Here is a 21,961-nt window from a genome sequence, read left to right on the forward strand (position 1 = left end):
GTGTTGTGAAGGCGTTGGTCAAGGCAAGGGCGGAAAAAGGGCTCTGGCTACAAGATGTCGCGGAACCTCAGGTTGGCCTCAACGACGTGAAGGTCAAAATTTTGCGGACTGCGATCTGCGGCACCGATATGCATATCTGGAACTGGGATGAATGGGCGCAGCGCACCATTCCTGTACCGATGACGGTGGGCCATGAATTCGTCGGCCGGATTGTGGAGATCGGCGACAATGTCTCCGGCTTTGAACTCGATCAAATCGTTTCCGGCGAGGGGCATGTGATTTGCGGGCGGTGCCGCAATTGCATGGCAGGGCGGCGGCATATGTGCGCTGATGCCAAGGGCATTGGGGTCAACCGCGAAGGTGCCTTTGCCGAATATCTGGTCCTGCCTGCGGCCAACCTGTGGGTGCATGATCAGGGTATCGACCTCAACATCGCATCAATCTTCGACCCGTTCGGAAATGCCGTGCACACCGCCTTGCAATTCGACGTGCTGGGCGAAGATGTGCTCGTGGTTGGCGCTGGCCCGATAGGCATCATGGCAGTGGCAGTGTGCCGTCACGCCGGTGCCCGCCATGTGGTGGTGAGCGACCTTAACGAGGACCGGCTTGCTCTGGCCAGAACAATGGGCGCAACGGCCACTGTCAATCCGACCAAGCGCTCGATCGCGGATGTACAGAAGGAACTGGGTATGGCCGAAGGCTTCGATGTCGGCCTCGAAATGTCCGGATCGCATCCCGGCTTTGCCTCGCTTATCGACAATATGGCGCATGGGGGGCGGGTTGCGATTCTGGGCCTGCCCGCCGATGCGCCCAAGATTGATATGGACAAGGTGATCTTCTCGATGCTGACCCTGAAAGGGGTCTATGGTCGCGAGATATTCGAAACCTGGTACAAAATGTCCGTCTTCATCCAGTCGGGATTGGACCTCGCGCCGATAATCACCCATCGCCTGCCGGTTGACCGCTTCGAAGAAGGATTTGCGGCGATGGCTTCGGGCGAGGCCTGCAAGGTTGTACTGAACTGGGAAGAATGAGGATCAAGCGATGAGGACACGGTTTTACGAACATCTCGCACAGGAACTGCAATCGATTGAAGATCAGGGCCTGACCAAGTCGGAACAACAGATCACCACCGCGCAAAGCGGCACAGTTTCGCTCGTCGAACGCGAGGTCGTGAACCTGTGCGCGAACAATTATCTCGGCCTCGCCGATCATCCTGAGATCATTGCCGCCAGCCACGCGGCGCTCGATCAATACGGGTTTGGCATGGCCTCGGTGCGTTTTATCTGCGGCACGCAGGACCAGCACAAGCATCTCGAGCGCAGCATTTCAGAGTTTGTCGGGTTCGATGATACGATCCTATATCCGTCTTGCTTCGATGCCAATGGCGGTTTGTTCGAAACGCTGCTCGGACCGGAAGATGCGGTCATTTCCGATGCGCTCAATCACGCGAGCATCATTGACGGCGTGCGCCTGTGCAAGGCTAAGCGCTATCGCTACGCCAATAATGACATGGCCGAACTGGAAGCGCGCCTGAAAGAGGCTGACGCAGCTGGCGCCCGGTTCAAGCTCATCACCACCGACGGTGTGTTCTCAATGGATGGTTTCATCGCGCGGCTCGACGAGATTTGTGATCTGGCTGAAAAATATGACGCGCTTGTCCATTTCGATGATTGCCATGCGACCGGCTTCCTCGGCAAAAATGGGCGCGGCACACACGAATATCGCGGCTGTATGGACCGGATAGACATTACTACCGGCACGTTGGGCAAGGCGCTGGGCGGTGCGAGCGGTGGCTACACCAGTGCGCGCCCGGAAATCGTCAATATCCTGCGCCAGCGTTCGCGCCCGTATCTCTTTTCCAATTCCGTCGCACCGCCTGTGGTTGCCGGATCAATCAAGGCACTGGAACTCGCAGCTCTCCCCGAACAGCGCGCCACACTCTGGGAAAACACACGCTATTTCCGCCAGCGTTTGGAAGAGGCCGGCTTCGATGTCTTGCCGGGCGAACATCCGATCATCCCGATCATGCTCTACGATGCAAAAGTTGCCGCCGAATTCGCGGCTCATGCGCGTGCCAATGGTGTTTATGTCACCGCGTTTTCTTTCCCGGTGGTGCCCACGGGGCAGGCCCGCATACGTACACAGATGTCATCCGCACTTTCCAAGGACGAACTGGACCACGCCATCGATGTCTTCATCGAAGCGCGGCGCGGCGCAGGGTGAGGGCATGGTGAGGATCGCCCCCCGTGACTGCGAATAGGGTAGATGCGTAGCAGGAAAGAAGGGTCGATGAAGCCAACAAACGGGCGATTGTAATGCTGTCATTTCTGAAACATTCCGGCCCGGCATTGGCCCTTCCAGATCCCACACGGTTGGCCCGATGCGGATTGCGCACCGGTTTGCAACGGACTTACAGAGCGCCAGCCTGCTGGACGAAGAATTCTATTCTACAGGAGGCGGCTTCAGCTCAAAACCCCGACTACGTATGATCTGTTGCCAGCCGGCAAGGTCGTGCCCAATTCCTTTGGATCGGCCGAAGTGCTGCTCGGTCTTCGTGCAAGCCACGGTTCAAGCATCGCGGAGCTGATTGCCGAGAACGAAGGCGCTTTTCGTCCGCGAGAAAAGGACGCTGGCTGGTTTGGACAATGTCCTGCGCATCATGATGGCCTCGGTCTACAAGGGATTGACCACCACCGGCACGCTGCCCGGCAGCCTGAAGGTCCAAAGGCCGCGCGCCAGCCCTGTGGGACAAACTCATTTCGACACCGCAAGCCAATGATGCGGCAGGCACCATTCCGGTACTGCTGTGCCATTATTGCATGCAGGAGCCCGTAGACATCGACAATGCCCGGAATTTCCTGCTGACTGCCGGTGGTATTGGCCTGCTTTACAAGCAGCGCGCGTCGATTTTGGGCGCTGGAATGGGCTGCCAGGGCTAGGTAGGTGTGGCCTGCTCCATGGCACCGGAGGTCTGGCTGCGGTCTGGGGTGGGTCGCCAAGCCAGGTTGCCAGTGCAGCCGAAATCGCCATGGAACACAATTTGGGCTTAACCTGTGATCCGGTCGCCGGGCTGGTGCAAATCCCGCGCATAGAGCGCAAAGCCATCGGTGCGGTAAAGATGGAATGTCACTGAAACCGCCACTTCGGATTTGCTGAGGTCTTCATGCACAAGAACTTTCAGGCCATTGTCCAGAGTGAAGATTTCGTGCTGGAGATAACTGGCATAAGGCAGCTCATCGCCAGATTTCTCTGATTGGACCTCTGATGCGTCCCCATCAGTTTGGCCGCCGGCATCGCGGGCGTCTTGCGCATGCCCGGCTACGCTCCACAAGAATGCCGTGGACACCATAAGCGGCGCGCCAATCAGGGAAGGTTTTCGAATCAACTAATCCTTTCTTATTCGGATGGCCAGCGATCCTGGCTTTCTATCTCGCGGTCGTGGTTATATCGCTCTGTCGTTTGCTTGGATCATGCAGACTCCAACCTTCATCCTTCATGATTTCGAACAGGAAGTGGCCAATTTTCTCACGGAAAGCGAATTTGACGGCGAAACCTTGTCGCCCGACATAGAGTCCAAAATCATCGATTTGCGCGCTGCCTATGATGTCGCATGGGTGCGTATCTAAGGCGCAGAGACTGAGTTTTCATTCGGCCCGGTCCCGGACGAGGTCAATGACGCACGCGCGCTCCAGCAATCCCGGAACATCGACTTTTTTGAAGGGGGCAATCCGGACACCGTGCTGCGCATTCACCGACTGAGGTATAACAACATACGCTGTGAGGAACGGGGCACATGCGACACAATCCTGATCAGCGGCTTTATAAGAAGCCAGATACCGACTGCCGAAATACCGGATTCTTCGTTCATCCAGCTGTTCAGGGGGTTGATGACCTCACCAAGCTTACCGCTGTTTCTGTTCGGATCACCGATCATTCTTTTTCTGACGGTCTGGTTGCTCACCCGCCCCTTGCGCAGGGCTACACAGCAGGCGGAGAAAATTCGTCCGTCGGATATCGATATTCGTCTCGATGAAAAGTCGGTTCCGCTTGAAGCGCTACCGCTTGTACACTCGGTTAATCAGGCACTGGAACGACTGGATCGCGGCTATGATACACTCGGCAAATTCATCGCTGCCGCAGCCCATGAACTGCGCACACCGCTGGCTTTGTTTGACGTGCATTTGAAAGATGTGCCCGAAGATGAGCCCCGCAAAAATCTGCTGGCGTTGGTCGTCCGGCTCCAGCAAGTTATCGACCAGATCCTGTATCTGGCGCTAATGGGATGGGCGAATGCGCCGCTGGAGAACTTTGACCTGATTTCCCTCACCTGCGAGGCGATTGCCGACCGCGTTCCGATGCTGGAGGAAAAAGATATCGGGATAGAGCTGGAGCACACGGTTGATGCCTTCCCGATGAGAGGCATGAAAATGGCAATCTATTCAGCGATCACCAATCTGATCGACAATGCCGCGAAACATGTACCCGATGGCGACTGTATTCGTCTTATTGTTCATGAGAATGGCCTCGACGTGATCGATCATGGTCCGGGTTTGAGTAAGGATTTTGAACCGTTTGCGTTCAACTCGTTTAAAAAGCAGAATTCCCAATCGGTCGGCTTCGGGCTTGGCTTGTCGATTGTTGAAGAGATCATGAAGCGTCACGGGGGTTCTGTCACCTATTCACCAACCGAAGGTGGCGGCGCGACGTTTTCGTTGAAGCTGACAAGCGTATGATCCTGGTTCCAATTTGTGGGGAAACGGAGCCTTCACCCGCAACGAGATAGCGTGGTGTCATTGCTTGGAGCGCCTTTCTCCCCCAACTTTATGTAGCAGTTGCCGATCGCCATTGATCGTATGCGTGAAATTCAAGGAAGCTGCCCATGGCCAGCTTTGGTAAGACTTAAGTCGCTACTGGTACTAGCGCCTGCTAAAAATGATCCGGACGGTATCGCTGACCCCGTCCGCTTGTTTCCTCAAATAGAGCGTTCTTCTGGCACCACTCACTCATTCATCGATGTTCGAAATGATTGCTAAGTCTTGGTAAACTAACAAGAATACACGGTTTCCTGGTTGCTGGCGTCCGTCTAGCTTGTCTGCAATCGCAGCATGTTCGGGGCCACGATGGGGGCCGCATTTGAGCGCTGAATGAAAGTGGCCCCCACATATGGCTTTGACCGAGATAGCGCTTCGCAACGCCAAACCATCGGGCAAAGGTTGGCAATCATCAGATGAAAAGCAGACGCCTTCGACTTGAATGCATTGACTTCGTACTCATGGAATCTCTTCAGCCGAGTCTTGCTGCAATGTGATTTGATGGCAGCTTTCGGATCCTTTTCCGGCCGAGCAGACCAAGGATCCGATTTTGACGCAATAGCGCCCCAGCCTCGAAAGAGGATAGACCGTCATCGGCCAGCACAGGCGATCGCACGAGGCTGCGCACATAGTCGCCAACAGCGCCGTAGATTTGCACAGCGCTCACGCCGTTCGTTTGGGCCTCTTTGGGGGCTAGGCGAGACATGCGCTCTTGCTCAATGAAGCAATCCAGTTCGATCGAGGCCAAAGCGTATTGGTACCAATTGTCGGGTTCGCTAACGATGTCATTCAAGGCAATCGCTTTTGGTATGTTTTGCGGTGAGCCATCGTTGCAAAATTCTAGAAACTCCAGAATTTTCTTTGTGCTGCCCGCACAGGCCATCCCATTGAAAGAAATGAAAATGCCGTTCTCATCTGCATAGTCATACAGCACTTGTGCAAGGACAGGCCGGTTTTCTTCTATCAGGCGTTCCGCATTTTCCATCATATGCCGGCAGATCATGAAGACACCGGAAATGAACTGGAATTGGCTGGTCAGATCATCGCTCACCCTGTTTGCAACTTTGGCCTGACGATTAAAGCGCATTTGATAGGCAATAAGAGCGATGCTGGCACGCGCCATTATGTAAAGATCCCAGATGCCTAGCGGATTAGCGCTGCCTTTGTGATCAACATGATAGGACTGCACCGCTTTGGTGATTGCTAGTGCAACATCAAAATTCTGCATCGCGGTCCGAAGGGCTGACATATTGATCAGGCGCCCTCTTCGAGATCCCTCATACTTGCAGGCAATCGTTTCAGCAGGCACATGGTGATTTAGTGCAAAGGGCCGGGTGTTTTCTTCGCCCAATTGGCGGCCACTGACTGAATAGAGCGCCGACACGCCATGCCATAGCCCATAGTGGAACTCCATATCTGGAGATTTCCATGGCTTGGGCAGCATGGGCCACAAGGAAGTCTTCATTAACTCGCGCAAGTGCACATTTCCCAAATCAGGACTGGACGATCTTTAAGCTACGCTGGAATTCAGGAATGGCTAGCTCAAAGAGCGTTTAAATTCGATTAGTTTCTTGATCTTACGAGGCTGTCGCTTCGGCCAGAGAATTATGCACACACCCACTTTGTCCAAGTCAGTGAACACCTATCGCTCGCGTGAAGATCACGCTCTCTCATGGCTGTGTGGGGACTTAACGCTTGATACTTTGTGCACCTTGGCGCCTGAGTGGGAAGAATTGACGCAAGGGGCGACCGAAAAGAACATATTTCAGTTCCCTCACTTCATTCGCAATTCCCTCCCCTTGCTGGCTGAGCAAGAGCCCAAAATTGTGACTGTCCGAGCTGCGGGCTTGCTCATTGGCATTGTGATCCTGCGACGCGATGTAGGTTATGCGAAGCTGCCGGTGCCGTTCTGGAAAAGCGCCCTACACCACGAACAATACCTTGGTTCGCCTTTGGTTCGGGCAGGCTTCGAAGAAGAGTTTGTGGCGGGATTGACCTCGTGGTTGGACCAGGCTCCGTTCCATTGCGGTTTTCTGCAATTGGCAAAGATATCGAGTGATGGCCCATTCGCCCAAGCTATGCTGAGGCATTGCGCTAAGACCGGGCGAGGTATCATAGTGGCCAACCGGCATGAGCGTGCCGCAATCGCACCAAAAGTCAGATCGGGAACCAAAGACGACAGTCATCTCAGTTCTTCGCGGCGCAAGAGTATCCGAAGGGCGAAAAAGCGGCTTCATGAAGCCGGTGAGGTATCCATCGAAAGATTGAGTGAGAGGGATGATCTCGACGAATGGACTGACCAGTTTCTGTCCATGGAAGACACTGGTTGGAAGCACGAGGCTGGCTCATCGATCCTTTCGTGTCCTAATGAGACCGCTCTTTACCGGGCAACAATTCGAGACGCGTTTGAGGGAGGGAACCTCACCCTCACAAGGCTCAGTCTCTATGGAAGGCCGATCGCCTACACGCTCGACGTTCTTGCTCCGCCCATGGGGTTCTGCCTGAAATCGGCGGTCCATCCGGATTATCGCAGGTTTTCGCCAGGCGTGTTGATGGAGTTTGAAACACTCCAATATTATCAGCGGCAAGATGAACTCGATTTGATCGATTCCTGTACGCAGCCGGATAATGCCATGCTCAATGAACTTTGGCCGGACAGGCGGGCAATCATGGATGTGGCAGTTGCGAGGCGCAGTCTGATATATGGCCCGATTTTCGCAGGCACTCGCGCTGCCAAAGCCATTATGCAGAGGTGCGCTGATGCCTGAGATGCAAAACCCTGACACGCCTTTATCACAACAGGCTGCGGAGGTGCGTTCACTTGATCGCAAGAACGCTCCCTTGCTTGAAGCTATGATTGACCTGTTTGGGCAAGGTCAGGAGCCGCACCATCGATCCTTTCCAGAGCATTTTGGTCCAGCAGATAATCTCGTCGCGATTTCTGTTTATCTTCAAGGCTTCTTGAAACCGCGCAATCCATTTCGCCAACGCACTGGGTTTGCCAAAGGCCTATTTCTCCAAGAGAGTTTGGTCGGTTACCTGCTCTACCGGCTCAGCGAAACCAACGATGTCTTCTACGGGAAGCCGCGCTGGCATTGCCATATCGAGGATATCGTCGTTCATAAGCGTGCGCGCGGTCTAGGCGGGGCTTCGGCTTTGATCAGCACGTTGTTGGTCGAGCTTGCCCCTTTGGGCGAGTGCGCGGTTTCTGGTACTGTTTGGGACGGCAATTCGGCATCCCAGGCGCTGTTCCAGAACCAGGGTTTTGAGCCGCTTTCTCAGAGTTTTTTCAAGGTGATTTCATGAACTCCCTCCGCTTATTCACTTGCCTTGCGCTGCTTGGTAGTGCGTCTTGTTCTGAGCCTGCGCCACGCAATACCATCGAGCTAACGGGTGTCTCTCCTCACTTGCTCCTGTTGGTCGGCGATCAGGATGAGCAGGACGAAGACTTCATCACAGTCTTAGATGTCGATCCCAGTTCGGACGGGCGCGGGCAGCCCTTGGGTTCAACCCCAATTGGGCACAAGGCATCAATGGTGCATCACATGGAATATGAGGCGCCGCCCAAGGGCGAACCTATCTTCATGAATGGTCACCATCATGAACTGACATTTGTCGTCGATATTTCTGACCCAAATGCTCCCACAATTGCGACGACCTTTGGCTCGCCATCACCCCTGCGCTTCGCTCACGACTACGCCCGCACGGCCGAAGGCACGCGATTGGTTGGATTCTTGCGAAGCGCTGGCGAGAGTCCAGATCCCGATGAAACGACCACTCCAGGAGGCCATGGGGGGATCGCGGAATATTCCATAACCGGAGAATTGATTCGTTCAGCCTCTGCTGAGGTTTCTGGTTTCACCAAGGCGATCCGCCCCTATTCCTTCGCCCAACTTCCCGAAATGGACCGGATCACCGTAACCAGCGCGCCAATGATGGAACAATCGTGGGCTGAGGTCGTCCAGATATATCGTTATTCCGATTTCGAACTGCTGCACACGCTCGATCTTGAAGTGGGTGTGGATCACACGGGTAGGCCGGTTGAGGGTCTGAATGGAGCCAGCTTTGGGCAGCACGTCCTGCGCGACGGGTCTGTCTTTCTCAACTCCTATGGCTGCAATTTCTATCATCTGAGCGCGATCGACAGCGAGAAACCACAGCTTGATCTGGTCTATTCGGTCGAAACGGATCCCTCTGAAGATCCCACACGCATTCGCGGAGCTTGCGGCGTCCCATTGTTGATTGGTCAATATTGGGTGCAGCCGATTGGCAAGAAGCAGCAAGTGGTCGTCCTCGATATTTCCAACCCACAGTCGCCCAAAGAGGTCTTTCGGTTAGATACGCCGGAGGGTTTTGCACCGCACTGGATGGGCAAGGACCCGGCAGGCAATAGATTGATCATGGGCGCAGAACTTGGCGGAGAACAGGGCTTCTACGTGCTGCGTTTTGACGAAAGCACAGGGCGTATTGAGTTCGATTCAGACTTTGCCGACTACACTAGCGACAGTGCGCTCAACTTTTTCCGCTCCAAAAGTCCCGGCTACATTTCGCTCCATCGGAGCGAGTGGCCGCATGGCCCGACGGGGCCTGCCTGGGGCCATGCAGCAGTCTTCTTTGACGGCCGCTAGAGTGGGAGTTGTTGGCCTCTCGGTACGTCTTTTGCGATGAGTGATACGCTTTCCTTCGGCGAGCGCGTGCGTAAAGCTTTGATATGGCGTTCGGGAACGCAGGTTCTGGCCCAGCTAATCTCCTGGGGCAGCACACTGGCGGTGATCCGTATCCTTGACCCGTCGGATTATGGTCTGTTCGCGATGACGCAGGTCGTGCTGGTCTTCTTGAGTTTTCTTAATGGTTACGGGCTTGCCAGCTCAATCGTTCAGAGCGAGGAGCTTGATCCGCGCCGACTTAAGCAAGCCTTTGGCGCCCTGTTGCTGCTCAATGGAGGGCTTGCCGCAGCGCAATTCCTGCTCGCCCCCTTGATCGCCGACTATTATAACCAGCCGATCGTCGGTGATTTGCTCCGCGTTCAGGCACTGATTTTCCTGGCGACGCCCTTTATCGTGCTGCCCGAAGCTGTGATGGCGCGCGAGTTGGAGTTTAAGAAGACTGCAATTGTAAATCTGCTCTCTGCAGTAATTGGGGCAATCGTCGCCCTGAGCTGTGCCCTGTCCGACCTTGGGGTTTGGACACTGGTTTACGCCGCGCTGGCGATTTTCTGGACTCAGGGCATTGGGCTATTCTTATCTGCCCGGATGTTCATCTGGCCGAGCTTCGATTTTCGCGGCTCTAAAGATATGTTTACTTTCGGCGGAACCATCCTTTTGGCGCACGTGCTTTGGACGGTTCAAAGCCAATCAGACATCTTCATCGGCAGCCAATCGCTCACGACTTACGAGCTTGGCCTTTATGCAGAAGCGTTGTTCCTGACGACAATTTTCGCGGCGAAGTTTGTCCCACCTTTGAACGAGGTCGCGTTTCCCGCCTATTCGAGAATGCAGGATGACCCAGAAGCCGTGCGCCGTGCATTCCTTAAGGCCGTCCGCCTCATAATGATGGTCGCTTGCCCCTTCTACCTGGGGATGGCGGTGACCGCGCCAGAATTGGTCCATGTCGTGCTGGGTGAGAAGTGGTTGCCAATGGTGCCTATCGTCTCAGTGATGGCTCTGGTTATGCCGCTGATGACGCTACAAATCCTGTTTGCGCCGCTCAACAACGCCATGGGCCATCCCGAGATCTCATTGCGCGCAACTTTGGTGGGCGCGGTCGTAATGTCCCTCGGCTTTCTGATTGGGGCGCAATTCGGGGTTATGGGCCTCGCATATGCATGGGTTGGCGGCTTCCCACTCGTGACGATCGCAACTGTTTTGCTTTCACGGCGACACTTGCGGTTGCCAGCCATGGACCTTGTCCAGGCGATCTGGCCAGGTCTGTCTGCCGCTGTGGTCATGGCCGGTGCAGTGTATCTTGCGAAAACGGTCCTGCCGCCGCTGCCAGTTTTCGCCAGCCTATCAATAAACGTTCTGCTTGGTGCCTGCATCTGTGCGGCTGTCCTGTATTGGCTCGCGAAACCGACATTGATTGAATTGTTCCATCTGATCTTTCGCCGCAAACGCAAAGAGGAGCCTGAAAGCAACCTTCAACCTGCTCTTCGGGGCGCTGAACCTCGTTGATCGACGGGACTAGAGAAAGCAAATCAGGCCGGAGGATGAGGGCGATTGGGTGATCGCTTCGGCGAGAACATAACCATCGGCCAATTGAGCACAGCCAGTTTCGAGGGATATAGGCTTGGACAACTGGCGAACAGGTGAGATTTGCACCAAAGACCAGCTTTGTTAATTACGCAGTGCAGCTGGCGCCACCAAGGACGCAAAAGCGCGCGCAATGTGGATGATTGAGTTGAACAGGAGAATTTGCCTCTTCAAGCGTTGCTCCTAAGTCAAAACCTTCTTGATAGGGCAAAAGAGTGCAAGCTGCGACGCGCGGTGTCTTCTCACCCTTACGCTTCACCACCATTCGGCTGGATGCGCACATCATGCTTTGCGGGTTGAGATTCAATTTGTCCCAACAGTCACTGGTGATCTCGGCGATATCGGCATCGGCGTCCATTTGCGGGAAAAGCGTCAATTCGATCGGATTGTTCGCATCGACAGGCAAATCATGCTGGGCGAACAAGTCAGCAAATCCTTGGCGTGCAGATGCTTCGGTTTCACCTTCTAAAAGGCGCCCTGCAATCGCCACTTTAAAGCCGTTTGAAGTCAGCCATTCTAGGCCGTTCATTGCCTTGTCCCAGCTTGTTCCGCGTTCTTCCTCGTGAACAGCCTTGGTAAAGTGATCAAGACTGACCCGGATGGTCATTCGCTCGGTACCTTCAAGCTCTAGCAATTCCTGTTCAAATCGTCGCATCGGCCGCATCGCATTGGATAGGACCAAGACATCAAAACCGCGAGCCAGACACAGGCGCAGGATCTCAATAATGTCCGGATTCATAAATGGTTCGCCGCCGGTGAACGCTATCTCGCGAGTGGTAAGGTCTGTTTCGGCAATCTCATCCAGATAGGTCTGTACCTCCGCCAGTGTGAGATAGACCAGCGCATCATTTTTGGGCGAGCTTTCGATATAGCAAGATTTGCACGCCAAATTGCACAAAGTTCCTGTGTTAAACCACAGCGTTTCCAATCGCTGGAGTTCTACATAGGCTCGTTCATCGCCCTTTGCGGTGTGATAGGGATCTGCAAATTTCTCATCTGAAATTTTCTGAGTCTTGCTCAAGGCGAATGGGGATTGATCATCCATCGTCTAGCTTTCCAGAGCGGGGGTCATTGTGCTGCATTCGCTTTCCGGCTCCGCCAGAGAATGTCCCGCGCAAGCGAGCTTTGTAAGCTCTGGCCATCGCCTGAGATCTTCTGGCAGATCGCAATCTGAAAGCGGCTCAAGCAAAAGGGGGTAATGCCCATCTGCTTTGCGCGCCGAAGTGTCTCTGGCAAGACTTGATCTGTGCTCCAAGGCATATCGGTAAGCAATTGCGGCAGAGGTTCCCGCATACCAATCAGATAATATCCGCCATCCAGTGCGGGTCCAATCACCAACTCATGCTCGGCCAGTCCAGCAATGGCTGCTGAAACATGTGAAGGACTTAGGTCTGGGGTGTCTGAACCGAAAAAAATAATTGGTGCATCATCGACGAATGCTAGGAGTCGCTGTGAGAGATCGCCTTCGGCTTGCGGAACGAGAGCCGCCCTTTCGCCGAGCCATTGCATGAAGGCGGTTCTGTCACCTCCAGTATAGGCGAGCGTCAGCGGACATCCGGCTTTGGTCAGAACACCAAAAACGTGCTCGGTCAGATGTCGATGGATTGCTGCAGCCCCCTCTGAACCGACAGCTGGGATCAGTCTGGATTTGCATTCTCCAGCCACTGGGTAGCGAGTGAACTGAACAAGGCGCGGGTTTGGCATAGAATGATCAATCACAGTTCGCTGGCAGGTGGCAAGCGCTAAGTGCGCGCATTAGCTATTGTTAAGTGACCAATCATAAGCATAGCCTGCAACATCGGTTGCTCCGTCGAGCAAGGCCGCCGTTGGTCCAGTGGCATATTCGCGGGCATGATCCAAGACATCCTCTACAGATCCCCAATCATCCTGATACCATTCGTAAATGTTGGATGCGATAATACGGCCGTTCTCGCCGCCAAAACCACGTGGGTGGTTTACATATGCGGCAGCTGCTTGTTCGAGCATTGGCTCCAATTTTGCCGCCGTATAGGCTTCGAGAGCCAAATTCGGGCAGCCAATTGAGGCGCAATTTACGGCATAGTGGATACGGACATCCTGCCATTCTGGCCGCAGAATATCATGCTCAATATTGTCGAGGCTCAGCGTGCGACCCGAAACGGTAACGGCGTCGTCCTTCCAAGGTCCGCTGCCCAGCAAACCAATATCACGGATAGAGTCCAGCGGCAGATTTTTGAGGATCACGTCTACTGTTACGGCATTGTAGAGATTGACCCAGAACGCGAATTGCTCATCGCTGGAGAAATCTTCGACGGCCACGGCCTGCATTGCATCAAGGTAGGATTTCAGAGCATCAGCGGCTTCGCCCTTCATCCGGTTATAGTCCACCAAATTGACGCCATTTTCGCCCGCGGTCACATATTCGCGCAGCAACGCGTCCCATTTCGAATGGTCGATCATTTCGCTTGAATCCTCATTCGTCGTGAAGCTGTCTTCTCCTAAGCCACCGGGATCGGAGGCTCCGCATGCTGCCAACAGGGCGGTCGCGGGTATCGCGCCGATTATGGTGCGGCGCGACATTTGCATTGATGATTGTATCTGAACTTGCGGAGCCGTCATGACTTCATCCTCGTAACTTAAAAGCGTTCAATTGATGTTCGCCGTGTTGCCAGCAATTGTTACATAGAATTCAGTTCTGAGCTGCTGCTTGGCCAGCTTCGCCTCGAATTGTGGTTCGTGACCCTAGGTGAGAGTGGTCAAAATCACCGAAGGCCTCGCGCCCGATAACGTACAAAATTTTCCAGCCAGCGGCGAAAACGCCCTTTATCGTGCCAGATATTTTTGAGGTGCCAACACGCTTTCGGTAGCGTGCCGGACGCTCACATACCCGTAAGCCCATCTTCGCAGCCCTAACCTGCATTTCGATCGTCCAGCCGAAGTCTCGATCGGCCATTGCAAGACGTTCCAAGGCATCTCGGCGGATTGCTCTGAAGGGGCCAAGGTCGGTGTAACGCACCCCCAAATCAATCTTACCAACGCTGGAGCTAGCCAGTTGCCGAGACGCTGCGGTACAGTCATTGCTCCTGGATCAATTGTACCCAAGGGGCGCGATCCAATCACCATATCAGCATCACCTGCAACTATCGGTGTAATTAAACTTGCGGCTTCCTCAGGAACATCAGACAAATCGGCATCCATAAACAGGATGATATTGCTCTTACGATCAACCTTTACCAAACCAGCCAGGCAAGCCGCCCCGTATCCTTTTTCTGGTTCCGTAACGAGGACAGCACCGGCTTCTTTCGCGATCTGTGCCGTGCGGTCTTGCGAACCATTGTCGGCGACAATGACCTCTTTTAAGCCATCGGGGTTAGCGCGCATAATGCCGCTGACTGTTTCACCAATGGACCTCTCTTCATTCAGCGCGGGGATCACCACTGAGACTTGCGGGGATGATATAGGCGCGGCAGTGCGCTCTTTCGCTGATCGACTGCCTCTAAGCCGCCAACAATCATAAATGATTGCTGCGGCAATCAAACTCCATTCGGCATATTGTGCAGCCGGATGGACCTGAAATTCTTCAAGCGCAAAATTCTCCAAATTTAGACCGGTCAGGTATGACAACGGCAAAGCTGCACTGGCAACATACGGCCAGACCTCTTTGCGTCCCACCGCCAAAGGTAATAGCCACATCAGATACCAAGTGTTGACCGCCGGAGCGAAGAGCAAAATCACTCCGAATATTGCCGCCAATGGCACATCATCAAAACTGCGTGATTGGGCGTGCATCCAAAGGACAATCATGCCTGCTACAAACAAGGCGACTAACCGTCCCCAAGTCGGTCCAAAAAGCAGGAAAAGAGGCTGATAAGCGAGTGGGTTATAGTACCAAATTGTCGCGAAAGTCTCAGTGGAGTCGAGCCCCACACCTTGGCCTTGAACTGCAAAGATGCCGTATAGCAGCAGCAATGTTGCCAAAGCCGCAATCAAGGCTCTGGGCCTGAGCCGCAAGAAAATCGGCCAAGCGGCCAATGCCACTAACTTAACCCCTGCTGCGACCGCCAAGAGGCTGCCAGCCATAAGGGGATGTCGTCGCCCTGCTAGGATGGCCGAGAACAGCGCCAATCCAACAAAAATGTCGGAATGCAAATGCAATGTTGTTTCTGCAATTACGACTGGGTTCCAAGCGAACAGGACCACACGTTCTGGGCGAAATTTGCGAAGTAGCAATCCACTTGTGAGCAGGCTTGCCGCGGCAAAAACTAACCGCAGGCCAAATTCATCAGTGCCGGCAAAGACACTGGTAATGGCGAAGATGATTTGGAGAACCGGACCGTAAATGGTCGGATATTGAGGATAGTTCACCCACTCTAGCACCGCTAGCATTTGCGGTGGTACGCTCTCATCATCGAAAAAGTCTGCCGGCGGGATACCGTAAGGTGTACCGGTTTCCAGAATGCGCCATCCATCCCAAATGAAACGATAATAGTCGTCTTCAAAAATCGTGAAGCCGAAAAGCGCAATTCCATTGCCGAGCAGCGCAATAGCCATAACGGTAACTGGCCTTAGTGGGCCTGAATGCCATAGCAGCGCACTGGTCAAAGCGCTGCCCAGGGATAGCGCCGCAACGTACGCCAGAACCGATGTGTCTGGCTGCCGCGACAGCAAGACCAATGCAAATATAGTCGCCAAACACAAAAACGCCCCGCCTACCAAACGGTAGCGAAGCGTTTTGTGCGAATGTTTTTCGGGCATGATTGTATAGCCCAATGAGGCTAGCGGAGGCTGTTAAACTCCGTAGCGTTGCCGCAGATAGTACAAAACCGCTTCACGGTTTTTGCCTTTCAAATTGAACTGACCGCCTTGAACAGCTTTTGCAACTTCAGCGGCTGTTTGCTGATTCAACTTCCCATGATAACTGCACTTTTTACACGTGATGCGTTTGCGCACTTGGGATTTGCCGCGACGCTCCAATCTTTCAGCTGGTGAGATGCGCGGTGCTGAGGCACCGGAACCGCCACTGAAGCCGCCATAACCGCCTCCCCCCGCCAGAACCTGACGCGAGAGTTGGAGCGGAACCCAATGCCAAGACGATGGCTGCCGTTGATAAGATTGCGCTTCGCACGATGTTTTCCCTACAATTGAGTTAGACGTTACCCGTCCGTTCGTTGGAAGAGTCGATTGGGTTACAAAATTCTGAAAAATTATTTCGGAAATTTGGATACGAACGATTTTCGTTCGAGAAGTTGCCCCCAATTATCATCATAGGGATGGATCAGCATAGTTGCTTCACCTCGTTGGTTGACAAGCGGGCGACCATCATTGTGCCAGCCGAACAGGCCGAGCTCTAAATTGACGGTTTTGATGCCCCCATTTGTTCGTATCGCGTTCTGAATTTTGCTTGCGTATTGTGTTGAGCGCACGCCAACCGAGCAATAGAAAACCGCCGTTTTACCCGATATCAAATGCCCAAAATTTCTCATAAAATCTGCAACTGGCATCTCTGGCGGGATGCGAATGGAGCCGGGGAGGTGGCTAACGGCGTATTCTTCTGCCTCACGGGTATCAAAGATGATCGTTGTGTCGGGATCGCTGGCCGCAAGCTGCTGCGCCGAAATATGCGCAATTTCGGGCATGTTTGCTTTGATAGTGCTGTGGACACCGGTCAAGTCACTTGCCGGTCCCCAAGGGAATGTTGCTGTCCCCCAAAGCAAAGGTGCGCTGATAACGCTAGCGAGGCCTAGGTAAAGCCATCTGCGTTTGGTCATGTCTTGCCCCGGTTTGTAAAAGGGCGGATCAGATAATCATGCCAGTTTTCCAGCGGCGCGTAACCGTCAATGCCGGTTGCATGAAAGGTTTCGTCCCGCGGCATATGCTGCGTGCCAAAAATCCGGTCGTAGAAAGAAAAGAACGAGCAATAGTTGCGCCCCCAATGCTCGATGCGGCGCGAATGGTGATAATGATGATAGACATTGTCGGCCAGCACATGTCGAAGAATCGGTGGGAACGACAAGGCCGGATTGTCGGTGTGCATGTAGTAGTTCGAGATCAAATAGAACGTCGTTAGCAATGCGACAAAACCCTGCGGGCTCTCAACCAGAAAGATCAGAGGGACTGTAATAACTGCCAGATATACCGCGTCCTGAGCCCAGTGGGAGTAGCTGCGCGCGGCGTTCATGTCTTCGATTTGGTGATGGATAGCGTGCAACCGCCAAAGGAAGGGAACATCGTGAAGCGCGCGGTGCAGCCAGTATTCGAAGAAGCCGATTATGACCATGTAGATGATCGGGAATAGCAGCGAGACCGGCCCCAAATCTTGGATCTGGAAAACAGGCTCGAAATCCAAGGTTTGCAGACTGGAGAAAGCCGCAGTTTGCAGCATTACCGCGATGACAATAGCTGTGGCTCCATACAGCAAACCCTCGGCATAACGTCGGCGAAAGTCTTTAAAGCCCAGGTGGCGCCATTCAAAGAAGGCGAAGAGCGCGACCAAGCCCGTGTAACTAAAGATCGCATTGACCAAGGCTGCTGCGAAGCCGGCCCAGAGGAGATCAATATCATGGTCGATCAACGCCCAGCCAACCGCGTCTTGAGCCCAAGCGACCAATCGCAAAAGACCCTCTGAAAGAGCGATTAACAGACCGAAGGTAATGACAAACGCCAAGGTCCGTGGGCGACGGATTTCCTGGTCTGTACTTTCTTTGGCGCGCTTATCAATGGTGTCAGCCATGCTCGCCCCTTACTCGAGAATTTCTGTCCTGCGCCAAAACATTCGTCAACACGATAGTTTCGGTTACAAATTTCGGTGACGTGACCTTGGGCTGGTGGCGGTTGTATCGGCTCAGCCTGATGGAGAAGGGAAAACTAGCTTGGAACGGGCGTGAACGTAAAAAGGCAGTGATAAACGGCTGAGGTTTCTCGGCTTGCACCGTTTCTATTCCACACAGCCTTGATCGATCGAGAGCCTTGCCGGCTGGCTCGAGGCATCTGTTTTGTCATTCAGAGCCCGTGCTGTTTGCTGCAATTGCGCGCAATCAAACTTTGCGCCCAGATCTTGTGCTTCGGCAATCAGTTCAGCGAACGCCCGCGGCTTCAGGTTCAGCAACCCGCGCCTTAGGAAAGTTCGATGCCAGCGCTTTGCCGGAGCTAAAACAGCGGCAAAGGTACTGCGGCCTTCAGAGGTCTCCAAGGCTGCCCCTCCCAGTTCAGACAGCAGGGCGTTTGACGTGTTTGGCATGGCCATCAAGGCCGCATATCGTCTGGCGGCCTCCCTGTGGTTGCCCGTTTCGATGGCTAGTCTCAAAACTGCTTCCTGCGTGATTGGGTCGCGCCAGCCGCGCTGGCTCGCGGTTTGCAACGTCTGCAGGCTCCCTAGGTCGTCTTGATTGAGGGCTTGGGCGATGGCCAAAATGCGAAGATGTTCGGCGGGGAGCGGACGCCGCGCGACCAATCGCTGAGCTTCAGCACGCGCTTGTTCTGAGTCGCTGGCTGCAAGGGCTCGGGTGGCGAGCCTCTCTTGAGCGAAGGCTCGAAACGGCGTGGGAATCAGCGCCGCGAGCTCGCCTGATACGCGGGCCTGCCGGTCCAGCTGCGCTCCTGCGGTAACGAGACCGATCAGGACCAAAGCGATGAGCCATAAAGCCTGCCTCATGCCTATTGTTCCTGTCCAACTCTACTAAAACGCAGCAGCAAGATGAGCGCGAATGCGACCACCCCCAACATGGTTTGGCTGCGGAGTGGAAAATCCACCAATGACTGAGCCGCGATGCCAACCAATACTACGCTGCCGCCCCAAGCGACCCATTTATGCGCTGACAGCCGCGCCTGCCATGTCATCCAGGCGATCCAAGCAAGCCATAAAGCGATGAGGAAAATCCCAATTAAGCCTGCTTCAATTGCGACTTCCAAATAGTCGTTGTGAGCGCGCCCAGCTCGCCGAGGTGTCAGATTCTCAAGAGACTCGTCGAGCTGAAAAACCTCGTCGAACGTGCCCATGCCCGATCCAATCGGCCAATATCGACCGGCAGTGTAGGTTGCATCTTCCCAGATATAGATGCGCGCGTCGTCTCTTGCCTCAAACCGATCAAGGCTGTCGCTGATCCGCCCCGGCGCAAAGACGAAAAGGCTGGCGATCAATGCCACGCACGAGAGACCAGCAACAATGCCTTTCTTGCCTCGTGGGTGTCCTTCGTTAGGGTTCGCCCGCGCCTTGTTCAGCCTTGCTCCCATGCTCTTCGCAAGCAACATCGCGAGCGGCAACGCGGCCAGAACAATAGCGGTGCGTGAGCGGGTGAGAAGAATGGCCGTGATCAGGATCAGGCAGATCATGGCGCGCCAGAAAAGAAACGATGAGGTGTTGGACGGAGCGGGCAACAGCGCGGCAAGCGCAAGCGCTGAAACCATAAACAGGCCAGTGGAATTGCGATTGGCAAAGGTTCCAAAAAGCACCCCGGGCATTGGGTTCTCTGGATAGAACAGACCACTTTGACCCTGGCTAGCGACCTGTACGGCGCCCAGCAATACGCTAGCCAGTGCCAAGCCCACCAGTGTCCAAGCGATCCAGATCAATTGGTGCCGCGAAAGTTGGTAAGCGACAACGAGTACCGAGAGTGGCAAGATCAGGCTGGCAAATGCGACCAGCGTTCTGGCCGGATCAACGCTTATGGGGAACCAGGTGTTCACTCCGGCCAGCGAGCGCGCTTCGAGCACAAGATTTCTGCCGGGCAAGATTGCAAGAATTCCGTTTGGTAAGGGGATGAGCTGTATAGCCGGAAGCAATAAGCACGCACCAATGAGCGCGCGAAGGCCAAACGGTGTCGTGCTCCAAAACTTAACAAAGGCACTGCGATGAAAGCCGAGAACGAAGAGCGCTGCAAGTTGTACAGCCAGGTTTGCCAGACCGTATCTGACGCCGCCTCCACCAATGATCACCGCAATGGTCAGTAGCGCAACCAGCGCATAGGCGCTTGATCGAGGAGAAATGCGATCAGCACGCATAGAAAGCGATCAAAAGGCCTGCTTCAATTGGCCCCTGGAGATTGATTGAGGCCTCCATCACCGCGCTGCGCAGGATCATCATCTTCTTGGATAATCAGGATTCCGATGATTATTCCCACACCGCCCAAAAGCGCCAGCCATAGTGCACCGCGATCTGCATCCTCAGCAAACCAGCCTCGATCACTGATAGCGTTAGACGAGGCCCCATCGGTTGAAGCTGCGCAGCAGACAGAATAGTCGCCTGCTCGCGTGTTGGCATGCGCAGAGATTGGCGCGAAAAACAGTCCAAGCGCTGCGGCTAAAAACGCTATTTGAGCTCGTAATGTTGGCACCATCGTCCGCTCCCGCCTTCTGACCTATGTAATACTACTAGGTTGGGAGCAATTTACAAACCGAGCTGGACCACTGAGAGGATCAGACATGCCGATTACTTGTTATGTGGGGCGATTGGCTTTGAATTGTGCGGAAAGATTGGAGTGTAAAGCTCTTTGCTGCTGCCCAGCACGATCTGGCCTCCCCACAGCAACCAAGCATGCGAGTTTAAGCCATTGGCCTCTTCTCGTTTAACTCCAAGCTCAATCACACTTGGGATGCCTAATTGGCTTAGCCAGTTCTGCCCAGCGATCGCTTGTATCAAGCAATCACTACGCCACGGCAAGCGAGCGGACAAACGAGGCAGAATATAGCCGATGCGGGCGATGGTCTCCGCTCGTTTTGAGCCAGGCTGAGGCTGCTCTTGACGGGCCAAGGCCGCCTTTTCATTGCGCTGATCAAGTGCGCGCATATCCAGTTTCGCGAATGCCAGCCGAGCCTGAACGAGCTCCACCATACAGCGCACGCTGTAGCGCCCAATCCAAAGAGCATCCCTCAGTTTGGGTTTCTGGCCCTCTGTGGGCACGGCGGAAACTCTCGTTGTCACTTTACAATAGATGCCAGACTTGGTCGCTCGCGACAATCTGAGGGCGCATGAAGCAGCGTGGTTTATCCGCCTTATCGCCTATGCCTCGCGGTGTGCTATGTGAGCCAAATGCTGAGTGAGGCGATCAAAGACAGGTTGGGTGATCGTGACTATCTCGATCTTCATTTGGCGGCCATCGCGTCGGTCGCAAAGCTCGGCGAAGTGCCGTGGTACGACGCGCATTTCTTGCGCCGGTTCGAGGCAGCAAAGTTGTATATAGGAGAGGTGGCTCCCGAGTATTTGGAGCGATTTGTCGCTGGATTCGCGCCGCTGCACCCAGCCGATAAGTTCGAGATCTGCATTATCGATGCCCTGTTTGATGACACTGTTCGGCATGAGATCAACTCGGTGGTCCAAAGCCTTCCCGCCGCGCAGCTCGAACGCCACGAGGTTGAGAAATTCGGACGCGATGTAGTCCACGATCATCCATTCTTTCTGCAATTGCAGCAGGGCCTACTGCCTTTGGTGAGCGAGCTTGCAGGGTGCGAATTGGTGATGGGATACAACTTCCTGAGTCTATACAGAGGTTCCGGCCAGTGCGCACCGCATCTGGATGAGCCGATATCGATGTACACGCTCGATTATTGCATCGAGCAAAGCGGCAGCTGGCCGATACACTTCAGCAAGCAAGTGGAATTGCCTGATGCAGATACGATCCAGGCTTGGAATGAGGAAGACCTCAAGGATGACGCCGGGATGGATTGGACATCGCATGAGCTAGAGCCGAACCAGGCGTTGCTCTTTAATGGCTCGTCCCAGTGGCATTACCGTGATCCGATCACGCGCGGAGGGTATTGCAATCTTTTGTTCTTCCACTTTTATCCCGCTGGCTGTGAAAAGCTGGTGAGGCCGCGCCTCTGGGCTGAGCATTTCGAGCTCAGCATATTGCAACCATTGTGCGATGTCTTTGCGACGGAAGCTGAGAATGGGCAGATTGGGTGATTGAACTGCGTCACTTGAAATCA

General features: G+C 54.3%; 22 protein-coding genes and 1 pseudogene. 11 read left to right on the plus strand and 12 right to left on the minus strand.

What is annotated here, in order from left to right:
• Positions 1-5: 5 nt before the first annotated feature.
• The 4 genes and pseudogenes from tdh to AC0V6O_RS01985 form a co-directional block, all read left to right on the plus strand.
• Entirely contained in the window at positions 6-1,034 is a 1,029-nt protein-coding gene (gene tdh, locus AC0V6O_RS01970; protein ID WP_486141268.1) for an L-threonine 3-dehydrogenase, read from the plus strand.
• 10 nt (positions 1,035-1,044) lie between these two features.
• Entirely contained in the window at positions 1,045-2,226 is a 1,182-nt protein-coding gene (locus AC0V6O_RS01975) for a glycine C-acetyltransferase (protein ID WP_486141269.1), read from the plus strand.
• Positions 2,227-2,326: 100 nt separating this feature from the next.
• Entirely contained in the window at positions 2,327-2,590 is a 264-nt protein-coding gene (locus tag AC0V6O_RS01980; RefSeq protein WP_486145464.1) for a serine dehydratase beta chain, read from the plus strand.
• 39 nt (positions 2,591-2,629) lie between these two features.
• Positions 2,630-3,121: pseudogene (locus AC0V6O_RS01985) on the plus strand (L-serine ammonia-lyase, iron-sulfur-dependent, subunit alpha); the annotation flags it as partial.
• On the opposite strand, the gene AC0V6O_RS01990 reads toward AC0V6O_RS01985, so the two are convergent.
• Positions 3,050-3,352 carry a hypothetical protein gene (locus tag AC0V6O_RS01990; protein ID WP_486141270.1) on the minus strand — a complete coding sequence of 101 codons (303 nt, stop codon included), beginning with the start codon at positions 3,350-3,352 and terminating at the stop codon, positions 3,050-3,052. The pseudogene AC0V6O_RS01985 and the gene AC0V6O_RS01990 overlap by 72 nt on opposite strands.
• Before the next feature lie 121 nt (positions 3,353-3,473).
• Between AC0V6O_RS01990 and AC0V6O_RS01995 the strand changes: the two genes are divergently transcribed.
• Both AC0V6O_RS01995 and AC0V6O_RS02000 read left to right on the plus strand, forming a co-directional pair.
• On the plus strand, positions 3,474-3,629 hold the full coding sequence (locus tag AC0V6O_RS01995; RefSeq protein WP_486141271.1) for a hypothetical protein: 156 nt from the start codon (positions 3,474-3,476) through the stop codon (positions 3,627-3,629).
• Between the two features lie 261 nt (positions 3,630-3,890).
• Entirely contained in the window at positions 3,891-4,736 is an 846-nt protein-coding gene (locus AC0V6O_RS02000) for a HAMP domain-containing sensor histidine kinase (protein ID WP_486141272.1), read from the plus strand.
• 550 nt (positions 4,737-5,286) lie between these two features.
• On the opposite strand, the gene AC0V6O_RS02005 is transcribed toward AC0V6O_RS02000, so the two are convergent.
• Positions 5,287-6,279, minus strand: coding sequence for a hypothetical protein (locus tag AC0V6O_RS02005; protein ID WP_486141273.1), 993 nt, complete (start codon positions 6,277-6,279; stop codon positions 5,287-5,289).
• 142 nt (positions 6,280-6,421) lie between these two features.
• On the opposite strand from AC0V6O_RS02005, the gene AC0V6O_RS02010 reads away from it, so the two are divergent.
• From AC0V6O_RS02010 to AC0V6O_RS02025, 4 genes are all read left to right on the plus strand, one after another.
• Positions 6,422-7,582: a GNAT family N-acetyltransferase gene (locus tag AC0V6O_RS02010; protein WP_486141274.1), complete on the plus strand. Its 1,161-nt coding sequence runs from the start codon at positions 6,422-6,424 to the stop codon at positions 7,580-7,582.
• Entirely contained in the window at positions 7,575-8,120 is a 546-nt protein-coding gene (locus AC0V6O_RS02015; RefSeq protein ID WP_486141275.1) for a GNAT family N-acetyltransferase, read from the plus strand. Before AC0V6O_RS02010 ends, AC0V6O_RS02015 begins: the two co-directional genes overlap by 8 nt.
• A 101-nt stretch (positions 8,121-8,221) precedes the next feature.
• Entirely contained in the window at positions 8,222-9,442 is a 1,221-nt protein-coding gene (locus AC0V6O_RS02020; protein WP_486141276.1) for a hypothetical protein, read from the plus strand.
• 36 nt (positions 9,443-9,478) lie between these two features.
• The gene (locus AC0V6O_RS02025; RefSeq protein ID WP_486141277.1) at positions 9,479-10,984 is read left to right on the plus strand and encodes a lipopolysaccharide biosynthesis protein; all 1,506 of its coding nucleotides are present in this window, start codon (positions 9,479-9,481) and stop codon (positions 10,982-10,984) included.
• 166 nt (positions 10,985-11,150) lie between these two features.
• Here AC0V6O_RS02025 and AC0V6O_RS02030 read toward each other — a convergent pair whose 3' ends face one another.
• From AC0V6O_RS02030 to AC0V6O_RS02075, 10 genes are all read right to left on the minus strand, one after another.
• The gene (locus AC0V6O_RS02030) at positions 11,151-12,107 is read right to left on the minus strand and encodes a radical SAM protein (protein ID WP_486141278.1); all 957 of its coding nucleotides are present in this window, start codon (positions 12,105-12,107) and stop codon (positions 11,151-11,153) included.
• 23 nt (positions 12,108-12,130) lie between these two features.
• Entirely contained in the window at positions 12,131-12,781 is a 651-nt protein-coding gene (locus AC0V6O_RS02035; RefSeq protein ID WP_486141279.1) for a TIGR04282 family arsenosugar biosynthesis glycosyltransferase, read from the minus strand.
• A 36-nt stretch (positions 12,782-12,817) separates the two neighbouring features.
• Positions 12,818-13,660, minus strand: a complete 843-nt coding sequence (locus AC0V6O_RS02040; RefSeq protein ID WP_486141280.1) for a DUF547 domain-containing protein — start codon at positions 13,658-13,660, stop codon at positions 12,818-12,820.
• A gap of 204 nt (positions 13,661-13,864) precedes the next feature.
• Positions 13,865-15,592 (minus strand): glycosyltransferase family 2 protein, encoded by a 1,728-nt coding sequence (locus tag AC0V6O_RS02045; RefSeq protein ID WP_486141281.1) that lies wholly within the window; start codon positions 15,590-15,592, stop codon positions 13,865-13,867.
• 653 nt (positions 15,593-16,245) lie between these two features.
• Complete coding sequence (locus AC0V6O_RS02050; RefSeq protein ID WP_486141282.1) at positions 16,246-16,677, minus strand: rhodanese-like domain-containing protein; 432 nt, start codon at positions 16,675-16,677, stop codon at positions 16,246-16,248.
• A gap of 128 nt (positions 16,678-16,805) precedes the next feature.
• Positions 16,806-17,771 (minus strand): sterol desaturase family protein, encoded by a 966-nt coding sequence (locus tag AC0V6O_RS02055; RefSeq protein ID WP_486141283.1) that lies wholly within the window; start codon positions 17,769-17,771, stop codon positions 16,806-16,808.
• A 204-nt stretch (positions 17,772-17,975) separates the two neighbouring features.
• A complete protein-coding gene (locus AC0V6O_RS02060) occupies positions 17,976-18,692 on the minus strand; it encodes a hypothetical protein (protein ID WP_486141284.1) in 717 nt (238 codons plus the stop codon).
• A 2-nt stretch (positions 18,693-18,694) separates the two neighbouring features.
• Positions 18,695-19,750, minus strand: a complete 1,056-nt coding sequence (locus tag AC0V6O_RS02065; protein ID WP_486141285.1) for an O-antigen ligase family protein — start codon at positions 19,748-19,750, stop codon at positions 18,695-18,697.
• A 397-nt stretch (positions 19,751-20,147) separates the two neighbouring features.
• Positions 20,148-20,297 (minus strand): hypothetical protein, encoded by a 150-nt coding sequence (locus tag AC0V6O_RS02070; RefSeq protein WP_486141286.1) that lies wholly within the window; start codon positions 20,295-20,297, stop codon positions 20,148-20,150.
• A gap of 168 nt (positions 20,298-20,465) precedes the next feature.
• Positions 20,466-20,867 carry a lasso peptide biosynthesis B2 protein gene (locus tag AC0V6O_RS02075; RefSeq protein ID WP_486141287.1) on the minus strand — a complete coding sequence of 134 codons (402 nt, stop codon included), beginning with the start codon at positions 20,865-20,867 and terminating at the stop codon, positions 20,466-20,468.
• A 147-nt stretch (positions 20,868-21,014) separates the two neighbouring features.
• Here AC0V6O_RS02075 and AC0V6O_RS02080 point away from each other — a divergent pair, with 147 nt between their 5' ends.
• Complete coding sequence (locus AC0V6O_RS02080; protein ID WP_486141288.1) at positions 21,015-21,938, plus strand: hypothetical protein; 924 nt, start codon at positions 21,015-21,017, stop codon at positions 21,936-21,938.
• Positions 21,939-21,961 lie beyond the last annotated feature (23 nt).

It is taken from the genome of Erythrobacter sp. JB2-19, from assembly GCF_057365005.1.

Coding starts and splice junctions, on each gene's coding strand:
- AC0V6O_RS02075 (WP_486141287.1), bottom strand. CDS start 20,867: ATGGTGGAGCTCGTTCAGGCTCGGCTGGCATTCGCGAAACTGGATATG.
- AC0V6O_RS01990 (WP_486141270.1), bottom strand. CDS start 3,352: ATGGTGTCCACGGCATTCTTGTGGAGCGTAGCCGGGCATGCGCAAGAC.
- AC0V6O_RS02070 (WP_486141286.1), bottom strand. CDS start 20,297: ATGCCAACACGCGAGCAGGCGACTATTCTGTCTGCTGCGCAGCTTCAA.
- AC0V6O_RS02055 (WP_486141283.1), bottom strand. CDS start 17,771: ATGGCTGACACCATTGATAAGCGCGCCAAAGAAAGTACAGACCAGGAA.
- AC0V6O_RS02015 (WP_486141275.1), top strand. CDS start 7,575: ATGCCTGAGATGCAAAACCCTGACACGCCTTTATCACAACAGGCTGCG.
- AC0V6O_RS02025 (WP_486141277.1), top strand. CDS start 9,479: ATGAGTGATACGCTTTCCTTCGGCGAGCGCGTGCGTAAAGCTTTGATA.
- AC0V6O_RS02050 (WP_486141282.1), bottom strand. CDS start 16,677: ATGCCCGAAATTGCGCATATTTCGGCGCAGCAGCTTGCGGCCAGCGAT.
- AC0V6O_RS02000 (WP_486141272.1), top strand. CDS start 3,891: ATGACCTCACCAAGCTTACCGCTGTTTCTGTTCGGATCACCGATCATT.
- AC0V6O_RS02005 (WP_486141273.1), bottom strand. CDS start 6,279: ATGAAGACTTCCTTGTGGCCCATGCTGCCCAAGCCATGGAAATCTCCA.
- AC0V6O_RS02030 (WP_486141278.1), bottom strand. CDS start 12,107: ATGGATGATCAATCCCCATTCGCCTTGAGCAAGACTCAGAAAATTTCA.
- AC0V6O_RS01975 (WP_486141269.1), top strand. CDS start 1,045: ATGAGGACACGGTTTTACGAACATCTCGCACAGGAACTGCAATCGATT.
- AC0V6O_RS02010 (WP_486141274.1), top strand. CDS start 6,422: ATGCACACACCCACTTTGTCCAAGTCAGTGAACACCTATCGCTCGCGT.
- AC0V6O_RS01995 (WP_486141271.1), top strand. CDS start 3,474: ATGCAGACTCCAACCTTCATCCTTCATGATTTCGAACAGGAAGTGGCC.
- AC0V6O_RS02060 (WP_486141284.1), bottom strand. CDS start 18,692: ATGAGGCAGGCTTTATGGCTCATCGCTTTGGTCCTGATCGGTCTCGTT.
- AC0V6O_RS02040 (WP_486141280.1), bottom strand. CDS start 13,660: ATGACGGCTCCGCAAGTTCAGATACAATCATCAATGCAAATGTCGCGC.
- AC0V6O_RS02045 (WP_486141281.1), bottom strand. CDS start 15,592: ATGGCTATTGCGCTGCTCGGCAATGGAATTGCGCTTTTCGGCTTCACG.